This is a genomic window from Paenibacillus sp. RC21 (assembly GCF_044907935.1).
GTDB lineage: Bacteria > Bacillota > Bacilli > Paenibacillales > Paenibacillaceae > Paenibacillus > Paenibacillus terrae_A.
The window spans coordinates 426,711-441,672 of record NZ_JBIYCS010000002.1 but is presented as its reverse complement, the minus strand read 5'-3'; the positions used below and the strand labels follow the sequence as shown (position 1 = coordinate 441,672).

Here is a 14,962-nt window from a genome sequence, read left to right as displayed (position 1 = left end):
AATTTTTACCCCCTAAGGGATTTGTGCTAAAATAGGAAGAATGAAAAACACTGTCTGTGAGAATGAAACAGAACTTAATGAAGAAGGAACGGGTGCAAACATTGATGAAACCTTTTATATATGATTTAACTCTGGAGGAGTTGCAGGACTGGACCAAGCGTAATGGCGAGCCTGCTTTTCGCGGAGGACAAATTTTTGACTGGCTGTATGTGAAGCGGGTCAATGATTTTAGTGAGATGACGAATTTGTCCAAGTCGCTGAGAGAGAAGCTTGAGGACCAGTTCAGTTTTGTGACGCTTCATGAAATTACAAAGCTGGAGTCGAAGGACGGTACGGTAAAATTTCTGTTTGGTCTGCATGATGATCATGCTATCGAGACAGTTATTATGAGACACAATTACGGAAACAGTATTTGTGTAACGACTCAAGTGGGCTGCCGGATCGGCTGTACATTTTGCGCTTCGACGCTTGGTGGACTCAAACGTAACCTGACCGCCGGTGAAATAACTGCGCAGGTCGTTCAGGCACAGAAAATTTTGGATAAGACGAATGAACGTGTGAGCAGCATCGTCATTATGGGTTCGGGTGAGCCTTTTGAAAACTATGAAGCGACCATGACATTTTTGCGTACGATGATTCATGAAAAGGGTCTGAATATTGGTCAGCGTCACATCACGGTGTCGACCAGCGGTATCGTGCCGAATATTTACAAATTTGCGGACGAGGATACCCAGATTAATCTGGCAATATCCATTCATGCCCCCAATGATGCGCTTCGTTCGAAGCTGATGCCTGTAAACCGACGTTATCCTTTTCAGGATGTTATGGAATCGCTTCGTTACTATCTTGCTAAAACAGGCCGGAGAATTTCGTTTGAATATGCCTTGATTGGTGGAGTGAATGATCAGGCGGAACATGCTGAAGAACTGGCGGACGTGCTGAAGGACATGCTGTGCCACGTCAACCTGATTCCGGTTAACCATGTGCCTGAGCGCAAGTATGTGCGCACATCGCGCAGCGATATTTTTAATTTCCAGCGCATTCTTGCCGAGAAAGGCGTCAATGTGACGATCCGGCGTGAGCAGGGTCATGATATCGCCGCTGCGTGCGGCCAGTTGCGTGCAAAGCATATGGAGTTGGGGTGAGACCATTTGATCAAAACAGTTCATGTCAGCCACGTCGGACGTGTACGTTCGGTGAATGAGGATTCTGCCTGGATCAGGCACTTGGAGCAGGGATATATTCTTGGAATTGTTGCCGACGGCATGGGGGGGCATTTGGCCGGTGATACGGCCAGCCGCCTTGCGGTTGAGACACTTGCCGCTGATTTGGCGACGCTGGAGAGCGGGTTATCCGCGCATTCTTTGACAGCGGCGCTTAGCGACGCTATTTTGCATGCTAATGAAGTCATCTTCCAGACGGCTGCCCACGATGACAAGTATCATAATATGGGAACAACAGTTGTAGCCGTTTTGCTAAACGATGCCTCCGGGATTATCGGACATATCGGGGACAGCCGTGCCTATGTGATTTCTAAAGGGGCGGTACGTCAGATTACGGAAGATCACACGCTGGTCAATGAGTTATTCAAAAACGGTCAGATCAGTAAGGAAGAGCGGGAGAACCACCCTCGTCGCAATGTGTTAACACGGGCGCTGGGTACTGATTCCGAGGTGCAGGTGGATATGGACTCCATTTCTCTGGAAAAAGGCGATGTACTGTTACTGTGCAGCGACGGGCTGAGCAATCTGGTGACAGAGGAGCAAATTAGTAAAGTAGTAGGTGCCGCCGAGAATCCTCTGGAAGAACGAGCAGATCGTCTGCTGCATCTGGCACTGCTTGCCGGAGGCGACGACAACATCACGGTAGCTTTGTTTGAATTACCCGATGACACAGTTTCATTGAGTGAAAAGGGGTGTGACGCATGATCGGGCACCTGCTTGGGGGAAGATACGAAATTATTGAGCGTATCGGCGGCGGCGGTATGGCGCTGGTGTACAGGGCTCAAGACATTTTGCTGAATCGTAATGTGGCGGTCAAGGTGCTGCGTCAGCAATTTGTTCATGATGATGAATTTATTCGCCGGTTTCGGCGTGAGGCGCAGTCTGCGGCCTCGCTCTCCCATCCTAATGTGGTCAGTATTTATGATGTCGGCCAAGAGGATGAAATCCATTATATCGTAATGGAGTGCGTGGAGGGCAAAAATCTGAACGAAATCATTAAGGAACGTGCTCCGCTGCAAGTGGATGAAGCGGTACGAATCGCTTCTCAAATTTGTGATGCGCTGGAACACGCTCACCAAAATCAGATTATTCACCGGGACATTAAACCGCATAACATATTGATCGGGCGCAACGGACGGGTTAAGGTAACCGATTTTGGGATTGCTAGAGCCGTCACGTCAACGACGATTACCCAGACAGGCTCTGTCGTGGGCTCTGTCCATTACTTTTCACCTGAGCATGCGAAGGGAATCGTCACCGGCGAGAAATCGGACTTATATTCTCTTGGGATTGTTTTATACCAAATGCTGACGGCGCAGCTCCCCTTTCTGGGGGAAAGCCCGATCAGTGTAGCACTCAAGCATTTGCAAGAGGAGTTTGAGGAACCACGCAAAATTAATCCGCTGATTCCGCAAAGCGTGGAAAACGTCATTTTAAAATCCATGCGCAAAAATCCGGAGGAACGTTATCAATCAGCGGATGAAATGTTAAAAGATTTGGAGACATGCCTGTTGCCAGGACGACGTAATGAATCCAAGCTGGAATTTACACATTTGGACGACGAGGATCAAACGCGGGTTATTCCGGCTATTAAGCCTCAGCAAATGGGAATGTCCTCCAATGGAGACGACGTGTCTGTCCAATCCGGCAATTCTGAAAAGCCTCAGAGCAAGCAAACGGCTAAAAAAAGTAAAAAGAAGCCGATCTTATGGATAACGCTGGTGCTCGTATTGCTTCTTTGCATGGGCGGCGTAGTGTACTATGTGCAAAATTTGCTCGTCGTCCCTGACGTTGAAGTGCCGAATGTGGTGACCAAAACCGAGGATCAGGCGAAAGTGCTGATCAGTCAGTCCGGGTTGGTTATTAAGGATCCGATTAAGCGTGAGTATAAGGATGGGGTTGCGCCTGGAATTGTTTACTATCAGAGCTATCCAGAGAAATCTGTGGTTAAGAAGGGAACAGAAATTGAGCTGAAAGTCGGGATTGCGAAGCCACTTACTCCGATGCCGGATGTCAAAGGGCAGAGCTATGATGATGCTGTCAAGCTGTTGACCTCCCAGCAAATTAAGGAGACACAGATTCAGCGGAATGAGCAGTTCAGTGACAAGGCCGAAGGAACCGTCCTTAGTCAGACACCGGCGGCGAATGAGTCCTTTGATAAGGATACGGTACAGGTGGTGCTGACGGTCAGCAAGGGCGCTGCTACAGTGAAAATGCCAGATCTGCTCGGGCATACACAGAAGGAAGCAGAAAATGAGGTCAAAAAGGCGGGCTTGAAGGTTGGCTCGATTAAAGAGGAATTCAGCTATGAGCAGGAAAAAGGAAAAGTAACCAAGCAGTGGCCATCAGAGGCTGGCAGTGATTTGCCTCCAAATACGGAAATTACGTTTTATGTAAGCACTGGTTATCCGCCAGAAGCGATTACACTGCCATTTAATGTGCCAGTTGCGCCGAAGGAAGAGGGTAAAAACAGCAAGATTCGTATTACTTATACGGATGCACGTGGAGAAAACCAGGAATGGGGAAGCCGTACGATTAATACGACACAAGTGTTCACTATTAATCTGTTGCTGGCTCCGAACAAGGACAGTGTTGTCTCTGTATACAGAGATGGACAATTTGTTGATACGTATCCCGTTTCTTATATTGACGCGAAGAATGGAACGGTGACGATGCCTCAAATCGCTCCGCCTGCTGGAACTACACCGACGGATACGCCAGAAGGTACTTCTTCACAGAATGGCAGTGGCGAACAAGGGAATAGCGGGGATACTTCAAATGATGGTAATACTGGGGGTGACCCAAGCAATCAGGATGGTACCAATAGTAACGGTGAACCGTCCGCTCTTGCCCCCGAAACGGGCTCCACGGGCCTAGCGGGTGGTGAGTTTGCTGTTAAACACACAAACCATTCAGGTAAGGAAAAGGGCCTCCACAAAAAACAGGGTGAAGTCATTGAGGCTGTAAAGCATCAGTAATCTTGCCGTAGGTCAGTATACTACCCGTTATTCGCTTTCACTATTCGAATTTTGGAACTTAAACATATAAAGGAGGACGGCTTACACATGCCTGAAGGTCTGATCGTCAAGGCGCTCAGCGGATATTATTATGTCTCCAGTCTGGATCAGAATGGGCGGCCGGTATCCGGCGAAGCTACGGTACAATGCAGAGCACGCGGAATTTTTAAGAAAAAAGAGATTACGCCGCTTGTCGGCGACCGGGTCGCTTACGAACTGACTGAAAACGGGGAAGGTATGGTTAATGAGATTCGGAAGCGCACGACGGAGCTCATTCGCCCGCCAGTGGCTAACACTACGCTTGCCGTATTGTTGTTTTCCCTGCGTGAGCCGGATTTAAATCTGCCTCTGCTGGACAAATTTTTGGTGCATATTGAGCACGCCGGGCTGGATACGATTATCTGTCTGACAAAGCGCGATTTGTATGAGGGTAGTCCTTCGGAGGATGAGACGGTTTTGGCTGTTCAGGAAATGTACCAGAAGATTGGTTATGAGGTACTGGTGACCAGTGCTCGTACCGGGGAAGGTACGGCTGAGCTTAAAAAGCTGTTGGCTGGTCAAATCAGCGTGTTTTCCGGACAGTCAGGTGTCGGGAAGTCTTCCATGCTTAATGCGCTGGAACCGGGCCTAACGCTGGAGACGAGTGCCATTAGCAATAAGCTGGGCCGAGGACGGCACACGACTCGTCATGTAGAATTAATTCCACTCGACAATGGCGGTTTTGTAGCAGATACACCGGGTTTCAGCCAGCTGGATTTTTTGGAGCTGGGCGTGGATGAGTTATCCCCGTGTTTCCGTGAATTCCAACCGTACGCTGATGGGTGTAAATTTCGAGGTTGTACTCATATTCACGAACCTGGCTGTAAAGTGAGAGAGGCCTTGTCAGAAGGACATATTTCGCAGGGCCGGTATGATAACTATTTACAGTTTTATCAGGAGTTAAAAGAAAAAAAGCGGAGGTACTGAGCATATGTTAAAAATAGCACCGTCGATTTTATCCGCTGATTTTGCCCGTTTGGGCAGTGAAGTTGCGGAAGCTGAAGCAGGAGGAGCAGACTGGATTCATGTGGATGTCATGGATGGTCATTTTGTATCCAATATTACCTTAGGGCCTCCTATCGTTCAGGCTATTCGTCCGCATACGAGCCTTCCTCTGGACGTTCATCTGATGATTGAGCATCCTGAACGTTACATCGGCGATTTTGTGAAGGCTGGAGCTAATATCGTCACCGTTCATGCCGAAGCTTGTGTTCATCTGCACGGGGTCATTCATTTGATCAAGCAGCAAGGTGCTCTTGCGGGTGTGGCCCTCAATCCGGGCACTTCACCATATGCGATCAAGGAAGTGCTGCCAAATGTAGATATGATTCTGGTTATGACAGTTAACCCTGGGTTTGGAGGACAGTCTTTTATTCCGGAGACGCTGGATAAAATCAGACAGATTCGCACATGGTTGAATGAAATCGGCCGTCCGGATGTACATATCGAGGTAGACGGTGGCATCGCCGAGGAGACGGCACCAGCCGTATTTGAAGCAGGTGCTGACGTTCTGGTGGCTGGTAGTGCGGTATTTGGCAGAGCGGACCGTGGAGCGGCTATTACGGCTATTCGGGACAGTGCAGCTCATTTGTCCAAGTGAAGCTGACCGAAGCGCTGTGGATGACGGTAGCGAGTATGGCGACTGGTGTGATCCTAAGTTGCTTCTCGCTGGTGAAGGCTCCTTGGAATGCCCTTCTTTCACTCGTTGCCGTTCTGATTGTGCTGTTTTATTTTCGTAAAAATGAACGGCGCGGTTTGCGCATCGGCTTTGTAATAAGCAGCGTGCTTTATTATATCCTATTTATTTTCATACTCTCAGCATATCTGTATGTTCGTGGACTTGTCTAATGGTATAGCATGGGATGGATGTGCATAAATATGGTTACATGAGCGGGATTCTCATGTAGCCTTTTTTTGTATGGCAACAACCCTTGACAGGTTGCATAAACTACAGAGAACGGATGCACGAGGATGATGGGGAGGGTGAAGCATGAAGTTTTATACAATCAAGCTACCAAGATTTCTGGGTGGATTCGTCAAAGCCATTCTGAATACATTCCAGAAAAGCTGAATTGCACGGTAACGTACACACAGGATGCAAAATGAAGAGCAAGGTACGCAGGGCATGCTTCCCGGGCACAATAACATAAAGGTAGCTCGGCAGCAAAAGGCGGGAACGCGCGGGAAGATGCCTGACATTTTGACATCATGGATCGAATGGACGTAACATTTTGAATAACCAAAAAAGCACCCGTTTAAAACGAGGTGCCTTTTGTTTATAACGTTATTTTTTTGCGACTACACGCGAGTCACTTTACCGGCTTTCAATGCACGAGTGCTGACATAAACGCGTTTCGGTTTACCGTTAACGAGAATACGAACTTTCTGTACGTTGACGCCCCAAGTACGGCGATTACGGTTGTTAGCGTGAGATACGTGGTTACCGGTGCCAGGCTTTTTGCCTGTTACAGAACATTTACGAGACATGATTCCACCTCCTATTCTGAAAATAACCAAGTTCCGTATGGAACGGGTCGCTCTTCAGGCCGACTGGGTCAGTCGGACTTTGTAAGTCACTAACCTGAACAAAACAATACTTATATATAATATCATAGTCAAAAAAGCTCCGTCAACCGATTCAAAAACTTTATTTATTTCTCTTACGCATTATAGTACAATATGGGATAGCTATTGCTGTGATTATTCTTGTAATAGTTGGAATGTGAATTCTTATTCCAGTCATGCCGGACAGATCAGAGGCGGAACCATATTTATCATTCCAGCCGATGTTTCAGTGTCGGGTGGTTGACTGGTTTTTCATATATATGACCTGTGGAAGGCTGATCAGGCCATGAGTACGAAAAGCTTACGAAAGTGTGACATTCGTATTCGTCGTCTGGCTTTAGTATAATTCAATTGAACCTGTCCGCACAGATGAACATGACGATGCGGAAGGTTGATGGCAAAACAAGTGTATTAAGCTAGGAAGGGGAATTCTCTTGAGTAATCGTTCTTTGAATGGAACAGATTTTACCGCAATGGTTTTAGCCGGGGCGGAACAATTACAGCAGCATGCGGAACACGTCAATTCACTTAATGTATTTCCGGTGCCGGACGGTGACACAGGAACTAACATGAATTTGACGATGAGCGCGGGCGTAACAGAATTAAAGAGGGGGGATTCTTCCTCCATCGGTGTCATGTCCGGCATATTATCCAAAGGTTTGCTGATGGGAGCCCGCGGCAATTCAGGGGTTATCCTGTCTCAGTTGTTTCGTGGCTTTAGCCGTTACGCTGCCCCATACGAGGAATTGAATACCCTTCAGTTCGCATCGGCATTGCAGAGCGGGGTGGATGCGGCCTACAAGGCGGTGGTTAAGCCGGTGGAGGGTACAATTCTTACCGTGGCGAAGGAAGCGGCCAAGCATGCTGTGTTTTTTTCACGCCGGACAAATGACATTACTGAACTGATGGAAGAAGTGCTTGCCAAAGCGAAGGAAACGCTTGCCATGACGCAGGACATGCTTCCGGTACTGAAGCAAGTTGGGGTTGTGGACTCGGGTGGACAAGGACTTGTGTATATTTATGAAGGGTTCATGCAGCATCTTGGAAGCGGTTTGGTGACAGCTCCAATTGTAAAAGGGGAGAATGCACGCACTGCTTATGCTCCTCATGTATCCGAGAGACCGACAGCGCAAGAGATTGCTCCTTCACCGGATGCACCGATTTCGGCGCAGGCGAAGCTTGAAACGGAAAATATTGAATTTTTATATGATATGGAATTTTTTATTAATCGACAATTGGGAGAAGCCCAAGGTACGGACTTTGATGAGGAAGCCTTCCGGAAAGCGTTATCTGTGGATGGAGACTCTATCATTGTTATTTCTGACGATGATGTTATTAAGGTTCATGTTCATTCCAAGGCTCCGGGCGAAGTGTTGAATCTGGCGCTACGTTACGGGGAAATTACACAGATCCGTATTCTGAATATGCGCGAGCAGCATCGTGATTTGTTGTCTGCGGGTATGGATGGCGCTCCTGAGCCTGAGTGGTTTGCTGAAATACCGGCAGAGCCTGCACGTGAGGAGGAGCCATCTGAGCCACCGGCTCATGAGCTGGCACCCTATGGTTTCATAGCAGTGGCTTCAGGCGAAGGGATTGCTGATATTTTCAGAAGCTTAGGTGTGGATGTTGTCCTTTCCGGTGGTCAGACGATGAATCCAAGTACGGAAGACTTTGTTAATGCGGCTCGCTCGATTGCGGCTCAGCACATTTTTATCCTGCCGAATAATTCCAATATTATTCTGGCGGCAGAGCAGGCCCGTGAACTGCTGGAGATGGAGCGCCTGGTGTCGGTTATTCCGAGCAAGACGATTCCTCAGGGTATTGCTGCGGCATTCGCTTTTCAGGAGGAAGAAGCCTTTGAGGCTAATCAGGACAGCATGCGGGACGCGGTCAGCCGCGTGAAATCAGGACAGGTAACCTATGCAGTACGGGATACGACGCTTGATGACCTGCACATTACGGCCGGCCATTATATCGGTATTCAGGATTCCAAAATTGTAGCGACTGAAGAACAATTAATCGCAACGGCTCGTCTTTTGCTGACCAAAATGTTGGTGAATGGTGATGAGATTGTTACGATTCTCACAGGTTCGGATGCGAAGCAAGAAGATACAGAGCTGCTCGTTGCATGGCTTGAAGAAAATTATTCGGATGCTGAAGTGGAAGTTCATGAAGGCGGTCAGCCGATTTATCCTTACCTGTTTTCGGTGGAAACTTGATGGGCTGTAGAGCGTCCATAGAAGCTCACCACAAAAGGAGGTCTGATCGATGAGTAACACCATCATTGTGACCGATAGCACGGCTGATATTCCACAGGAACTGGTAGACCGTCTCGGGATAGTCATTGTGCCGCTGACGGTGATGTTTGGAAACACGACTTACCTTGACGGCATTGAGATGTCTGCCGCGCAATTTTACAGCGAACTGGTACGGGCTGATGAGCTACCTACGACGTCACAGCCTTCACCAGCCCGCTTTTTGGAGACATTTACGACGCTGTTGGAGCAACATCCCGAGAGCCAGATCGTTTCCATCCATTTGTCTTCCGGCGTGAGTGGAACGTATCAGTCCGCTCTGTTGGGTAAATCCATGCTGGAGAAGCATGAACATAGAGTGACAGTGGTGGATTCCAAATCAGCTTCATACGGATACGGCATGCTAGTGGTTTATGCGGCAGAGCTGGCGGCTGCCGGGCAATCCCCAGCTGATATTGGTCGGGCTGTGGAACGTCGTGGGGAGCGCCGTTGTTTGTATTTCCTGGTGGATACCCTGGAATACTTGCAAAAAGGTGGACGTATTGGCAAGGCAGCGGCAATGGTTGGCACCCTGCTCAATATTAAGCCGATTCTCTCGATGGACAAGGAAGGTATCATTTATTCGGTAGACAAGGCAAGAGGACATAAAAAAGCGACAGCAAGAATCATTGAATTGCTGGAGCGGGATTTAAAGGGCCAAAAAATTAATATTGCTGTAGGCCATACGGCAGATCGTTCGGCAGCAGAAGCGTTCGAGGCACAGTTGGCAGAACACTTTGAGCTGGGAGATCGAATATATACTGAACTTGGCGCTGTTATTGGGACCCATGTAGGACCAGGAACGATTGGCATTTTTGTATGGCCGGCCGGAGATGAGAGGTAATATGCTGCATTTGGATCAAATACCTTTAAAACAAATACATGGCGTGAGTGCTCTCAAAGAAGGAGAGCTTCACGCTTTTGGCATTTCTAACGTGCAGGACATGCTGGAATACTATCCGTTCCGGTATGAGGATTACCGTCTGCGTTCGTTGAGCGAAGTGAAGGACGGAGATAAAATTACGGTGCAGGCTAAAATCATGGGCATTCCGGTGCTTCAGCGTTACGGGCGCAAATCCAGATTGACTTGTAAATTGATGGCCGAGGATTGGATGTTTACAGCAACGTGGTTTAATCGGCATTTCATGAAGGAGCAGCTAACCTCAGGTCGTGAAATTGTGGTGACTGGTAAATGGGACCTCAAACGGATGCAAATGACTGTTGCAGATTCTGAGTTTCCCGATAAAGGAGTCGCTCGTTCGGGGACGCTTCAGCCTGTGTATTCCGTAGGCGGCAAGATTACGCAGACCTGGATGCGCAAGACGATGAACCAGACGCTCCAGCAGTTTGGTGAAATGATTCCCGAAATTTTACCGGAGTCACTTGTACGTAAATATAGTATAATGCCGCGTAAGCAGGCTATTGCAGGTATACACCAGCCTCAGGACAATCGAGAGGGACAAGAGGCCCGCCGCCGGATGGTGTATGAAGAGCTGTTTTTATTTCAGTTGAAAATGCAGGCATTCCGTGCGTTGAACCGCGGCCGGGCAGATGGGGTTGTACATACAGTGGATAATGCCACGGTTCGCGAATTTGTGAGGGCCTTGCCGTTTGAACTGACGGATGCTCAGAAGAAAGTGGAGCTTGAAATACTGCATGACCTGCGCTCGCCCTATTGTATGAACCGTCTGCTTCAAGGGGATGTTGGGTCAGGTAAAACCGTGGTTGCCGCCATCGGTTTGTTTGCTACGGTGCGTTCCGGTTTTCAGGGGGCGCTGATGGTGCCAACGGAAATTTTGGCTGAACAGCATATGCGGTCGCTTCATAAGTTATTTGAACCGTTTGGGATTAGTGTGGGGTTGTTGACGGGCAGTACGACCGGGAAGAAGCGTAAGGAGCTGCTGGCTTCGCTCCAGATGGGTCTGCTGGATATTGTGGTGGGCACGCATGCCCTTATTCAGGAAGATGTGTATTTCCGCCAGCTTGGGCTTGTCGTAACGGATGAGCAGCACAGGTTTGGTGTAAATCAGCGTAGTATATTGCGTCGCAAGGGCTATAATCCCGACGTTCTTACGATGACGGCAACGCCGATTCCGCGTACGCTGGCGATCACCGCATTTGGCGATATGGATGTCTCTACGTTGTCAGAGCGGCCAAAGGGTCGTATTCCGATTTCTACGTATTGGGTAAAGCATGAGCTGATGGATCGTGTGCTCGGATTTATTTCCCGTGAGGTGGATCAGGGACGGCAGGCTTATCTGATCTGCCCGTTGATTGAGGAGTCTGAGAAGCTGGATGTACAGAATGCCATCGATCTGCATATTCAAATGCAACAGGCTTTTCCACGTTACCGCGTCGGTCTGCTGCATGGGCGAATGACTCCCGCAGAAAAGGAAGAGGTTATGCGTTCTTTCTATGCCAATGAAGTCCAGTTACTCATTTCAACGACAGTTGTAGAGGTGGGCGTAGACGTGCCGAATGCGACGCTAATGATCATTATGGATGCCGACCGCTTTGGCTTGTCCCAGTTGCATCAGCTGCGTGGACGTGTCGGACGGGGTACACATGCCTCGTACTGTGTGCTGGTCGCTGATCCCAAGTCTGAGGTGGGTCAGGAGCGGATGAAGGTTATGACCGATACGGACGATGGTTTTGAGGTGGCTAGACGTGACTTGGATTTGAGAGGGCCGGGTGACTTTTTCGGTACCAAGCAAAGTGGGCTGCCCGAGTTTCGGTTAGCAGATATGGTAGCGGATTTTGAGGTGCTGGAAAAGGCACGTGAGGATGCGACTGGTTTGATCGCGGATTCGTCCTTTTGGACATCTCCGCATTATGAAGCATTACGTGGCTATTTGCAAAAAGAGCAGATTTTCCAGGGGGATCTTATCGACTGATACACCTTGAATTATAAGGTTGTTTTTATAGTTTTAAACAGATAGGCACAATGGACAGGCTGACCGTCATATATTTGGGAATGACCGAATGATATGGGAGGTGCGGTAACATTGAGCTATCAGCAATATGGAATCAGTCCGCAACTGGTGGAGCGGATTAAGTTGAAAATGAAAAATCGTGCACTCAAGGAGCGGGTTAAGCAGCAGATCGAAGGTGTGACCAAGGCGGACCTGCAAAACAAAGCCAAGGTACGTCAACTTGTGAAGTCCACTTCCGCTATTCTGAACGAGCGGCTGACGGCTGCACAGGAAGAGCAACTGACGGCCTTCGTACTGGCCCAAAAAATCGATCCATCTAATACGTTCCATCTGATTAAGCTGTGGGGGATGTTTCGTTAACCAGACATACGCAGAATGTCTCTAAAATCTCTCTGAATGCTCGATGCTCATCCAAGCTGGAAAAAGGATTGCCTGATGTCAGGTGGTCCTTTTTTGCTTGCTCCTCTATTTCCAGATTGTTTTCTATTCAGCATAGTATTCCATAGCCTTCGCTCGTATTTAATTCCCCGGGTAATAGACTGTGTGTTAATGGAGAGATTTTATTTATAATGACCGCCAATTTTGACGGATCGCTCCTGATCTTCATAAAAGTCCAGCTGGTACAGCTGATCATCCATCAGGCTGCTTAAGGCGACACCCACTCGCTTCACAGGCATATGGTTCCAAAAGGTATAAAAAATTTTTTTTCACGGTTTCATATATTTTTTTCGGCACGGTTTGTAGGATCGGACAGCTTTATCTGGCGGGAAAACCCGGTCGCTGCCTCATTAAATATGATGTAAATCCTTATATCCCACAGGTTTTATTGCTTCCCTTTTTTCTGTGTGAGCATAAATAGCGATTTAACATGATAACTAAAATATGGTAATGTATTGAATTTTATGTGATAATCTATGGGCATAACTATGAGACGAATTAGTCATGGGGGACTTTAGATGAATCATAATAATTCAATCGTACCTTTTTCATGGAAGATTAACGAGGTGCGTTTTGGTGTACAAAGCGTAGGGATTGAATTGTGGAAAAAGTATCGGGATCGCGAACCTGTTATTAATAAACATGCTGTGATCGTTTTACAAAATAAAAAAAATGGATGGATGTGCGTTCACTCCTTATCGGAATTTATATTTCATTACTGGAAATATAGAGCGTTCAATTCCCAGAGACTACACGCCAATTATCTTTGCGCTTTTAAATTACATACTTATTGAAAACCGAATAAAGTACAAGCTTTCGTCTTTGCGGGATCTCCAATTTTATCATGCAACTGCTTTTTTGAACGAATTAATGAAAACAGAGGAAACAAGAATGACTGTAAGGAAAGCAGAGAGAACCTTAACCTTGTTTTATGAGTTCTTAGCGAAGAAAAAACTGCTGGTCCATGTTGATGAAAGTGTCTTTAAAAAGAAAATCCTCTACGGAACATCGAATCAAAAATATACGGTTTCTGCATTTCAAGGGGTCATCATGCCGAGAAAAAAGCAAGGCCATATAGCCCATGATTTACCGGAACAATATATTTTACCTTTGATTGAGCTGGCAGTGAAAGTCGCGAATCCCATTGCTTTGGGAGTTTATATGCATTGCTTTGGAGGAATCCGCCAAGGAGAGCTTGTGAACGTCCGAAGATCAGATGTGACCTCAATCGGCTTCTTTGGAGAATTTGGTTTAGTGGTTAAGCTGCAACAAACAAATATGAGAAACGGATCTTAAAGATAGTTCCGGTTCGAATGGTGTTAAAAAAGTAAGAAGACAGATTGTTTTTCCAATTCAAGATTGGCTTCAGTTATTGTATCGAAACCATTTAGAAACTTATTCCCCTGTGGATGGGTCGGTTGCGTTATTTGTAAATCGAGATGGTAAAGCCATGTCAGGACAAGCTACAGGGCTTATTTCAGTAGGTTAAAACAAGAGTTTTTAAAAGCGACTCAGGAAATCATCTAATTCGGATGACCTTGTTTACAATCAAGTTGGAGGAATATAAGTGGTCCACTCATTTAGGCCGCGGCATATTTACAAATCTTCTGGCCGAAGAAGCTGATAATCCATACGATATTGCACTGCCAAGAGGAGACTCTAATCTTTCATCATCGCTGGTTTATCAAGGTAATACGGAACGAATGAGAAAAAAATTGAGAACCGGATGCAACAAATTGTATAAAGATTACTTGCCAAAATTAACAAAAAAATGAGTAGCGAAATCGAGTCATTGTTCTTGGACAATAATTTCTTTGGGTTTACTTTAATAAAAATAATGTTTTGGAGCAGAAAAATAAAGCAGCCGACTATTTATCTGTTACGGAATTGTGGATCAGAAAATTGGTATCAAAAAACCTTCTGACCGGAGTGGAAATTATCAACTGGAACAAATTGGTTGTTTCTTAGTAAGACAGCAACAAAGCAAAGATTCCTTAGCTTTACGACTGTCTATTCTTCCCGAGAATAGGTTCTTATCAATTTATTACCTTGATTGATCGATTTTATGATGAAATGGTTGTCCCAAAGTATGGTGATATTGAAAGAATAAGACCCGGCGACACCAGACATTTGCCTTTTGCAATATGATGCTACAGGGATTTAATATGTTAACTATTGCACGCAAAGGTGGGCATGCTCAGTTGGAAGCCCAACTCCATTACCATAAGCATTTGGATCATTTTTCCCAGTCATTTGTTCATTATGCAGCTCAAATGGTGCGCATGAAACGCAAGAACTTATGGAAATCAAGTTGGGATGTTGGGACTCATGCGATCATTGCAAAAAGCAGGTTGTACAAAGATGGTGATTTTTAAGAAAATATTATAAAATTTCAAATTTTCCTAATTTAATGATTTTAGTATAATAATACTACTGACATACTGTTGTCAGGA

At 46.7% G+C, this 14,962-nt stretch carries 15 protein-coding genes; 14 read left to right on the top strand and 1 reads right to left on the bottom strand.

The annotated features are described in order from the left end of the window. Positions 1-104 precede the first annotated feature (104 nt). From rlmN to ABIA61_RS07285, 8 genes are all read left to right on the top strand, one after another. Positions 105-1,145: a dual-specificity RNA methyltransferase RlmN gene (gene rlmN / locus ABIA61_RS07320; RefSeq protein WP_283652384.1), complete on the top strand. Its 1,041-nt coding sequence runs from the start codon at positions 105-107 to the stop codon at positions 1,143-1,145. Positions 1,146-1,151: 6 nt separating this feature from the next. Further along, on the top strand, positions 1,152-1,928 hold the full coding sequence (locus ABIA61_RS07315) for a Stp1/IreP family PP2C-type Ser/Thr phosphatase (protein ID WP_283652383.1): 777 nt from the start codon (positions 1,152-1,154) through the stop codon (positions 1,926-1,928). Next, positions 1,925-4,201, top strand: coding sequence for a Stk1 family PASTA domain-containing Ser/Thr kinase (gene pknB / locus ABIA61_RS07310; protein ID WP_404518839.1), 2,277 nt, complete (start codon positions 1,925-1,927; stop codon positions 4,199-4,201). Before ABIA61_RS07315 ends, pknB begins: the two co-directional genes overlap by 4 nt. An 87-nt stretch (positions 4,202-4,288) precedes the next feature. Further along, positions 4,289-5,206 carry a ribosome small subunit-dependent GTPase A gene (gene rsgA, locus ABIA61_RS07305; RefSeq protein ID WP_404518840.1) on the top strand — a complete coding sequence of 306 codons (918 nt, stop codon included), beginning with the start codon at positions 4,289-4,291 and terminating at the stop codon, positions 5,204-5,206. Between the two features lie 4 nt (positions 5,207-5,210). After that, complete coding sequence (gene rpe / locus ABIA61_RS07300) at positions 5,211-5,879, top strand: ribulose-phosphate 3-epimerase (protein WP_283652380.1); 669 nt, start codon at positions 5,211-5,213, stop codon at positions 5,877-5,879. Then, the gene (locus tag ABIA61_RS07295) at positions 5,876-6,127 is read left to right on the top strand and encodes a hypothetical protein (protein WP_044649370.1); all 252 of its coding nucleotides are present in this window, start codon (positions 5,876-5,878) and stop codon (positions 6,125-6,127) included. Before rpe ends, ABIA61_RS07295 begins: the two co-directional genes overlap by 4 nt. A 142-nt stretch (positions 6,128-6,269) precedes the next feature. Then, positions 6,270-6,350: a stage V sporulation protein SpoVM gene (gene spoVM, locus ABIA61_RS07290; protein WP_014282289.1), complete on the top strand. Its 81-nt coding sequence runs from the start codon at positions 6,270-6,272 to the stop codon at positions 6,348-6,350. Positions 6,351-6,374: 24 nt separating this feature from the next. Further along, complete coding sequence (locus tag ABIA61_RS07285) at positions 6,375-6,506, top strand: hypothetical protein (protein ID WP_404529618.1); 132 nt, start codon at positions 6,375-6,377, stop codon at positions 6,504-6,506. 71 nt (positions 6,507-6,577) lie between these two features. Here ABIA61_RS07285 and rpmB read toward each other — a convergent pair whose 3' ends face one another. Beyond that, on the bottom strand, positions 6,578-6,766 hold the full coding sequence (gene rpmB / locus ABIA61_RS07280; RefSeq protein ID WP_014282288.1) for a 50S ribosomal protein L28: 189 nt from the start codon (positions 6,764-6,766) through the stop codon (positions 6,578-6,580). 512 nt (positions 6,767-7,278) lie between these two features. Between rpmB and ABIA61_RS07275 the strand changes: the two genes are divergently transcribed. From ABIA61_RS07275 to ABIA61_RS07250, 6 genes are all read left to right on the top strand, one after another. Beyond that, a complete protein-coding gene (locus ABIA61_RS07275) occupies positions 7,279-9,063 on the top strand; it encodes a DAK2 domain-containing protein (RefSeq protein ID WP_404518843.1) in 1,785 nt (594 codons plus the stop codon). A 49-nt stretch (positions 9,064-9,112) separates the two neighbouring features. After that, positions 9,113-9,982, top strand: a complete 870-nt coding sequence (locus ABIA61_RS07270) for a DegV family protein (RefSeq protein ID WP_044647316.1) — start codon at positions 9,113-9,115, stop codon at positions 9,980-9,982. A gap of 1 nt (position 9,983) precedes the next feature. Beyond that, complete coding sequence (gene recG, locus ABIA61_RS07265; RefSeq protein ID WP_283652378.1) at positions 9,984-12,032, top strand: ATP-dependent DNA helicase RecG; 2,049 nt, start codon at positions 9,984-9,986, stop codon at positions 12,030-12,032. 111 nt (positions 12,033-12,143) lie between these two features. Beyond that, the gene (locus ABIA61_RS07260; protein WP_014282284.1) at positions 12,144-12,431 is read left to right on the top strand and encodes a stage VI sporulation protein F; all 288 of its coding nucleotides are present in this window, start codon (positions 12,144-12,146) and stop codon (positions 12,429-12,431) included. Between the two features lie 948 nt (positions 12,432-13,379). Then, positions 13,380-13,805: a hypothetical protein gene (locus ABIA61_RS07255; RefSeq protein ID WP_404580526.1), complete on the top strand. Its 426-nt coding sequence runs from the start codon at positions 13,380-13,382 to the stop codon at positions 13,803-13,805. Between the two features lie 869 nt (positions 13,806-14,674). Continuing rightward, positions 14,675-14,884, top strand: coding sequence for a hypothetical protein (locus ABIA61_RS07250; RefSeq protein WP_283652376.1), 210 nt, complete (start codon positions 14,675-14,677; stop codon positions 14,882-14,884). The last annotated feature ends 78 nt before the right edge of the window (positions 14,885-14,962 follow it).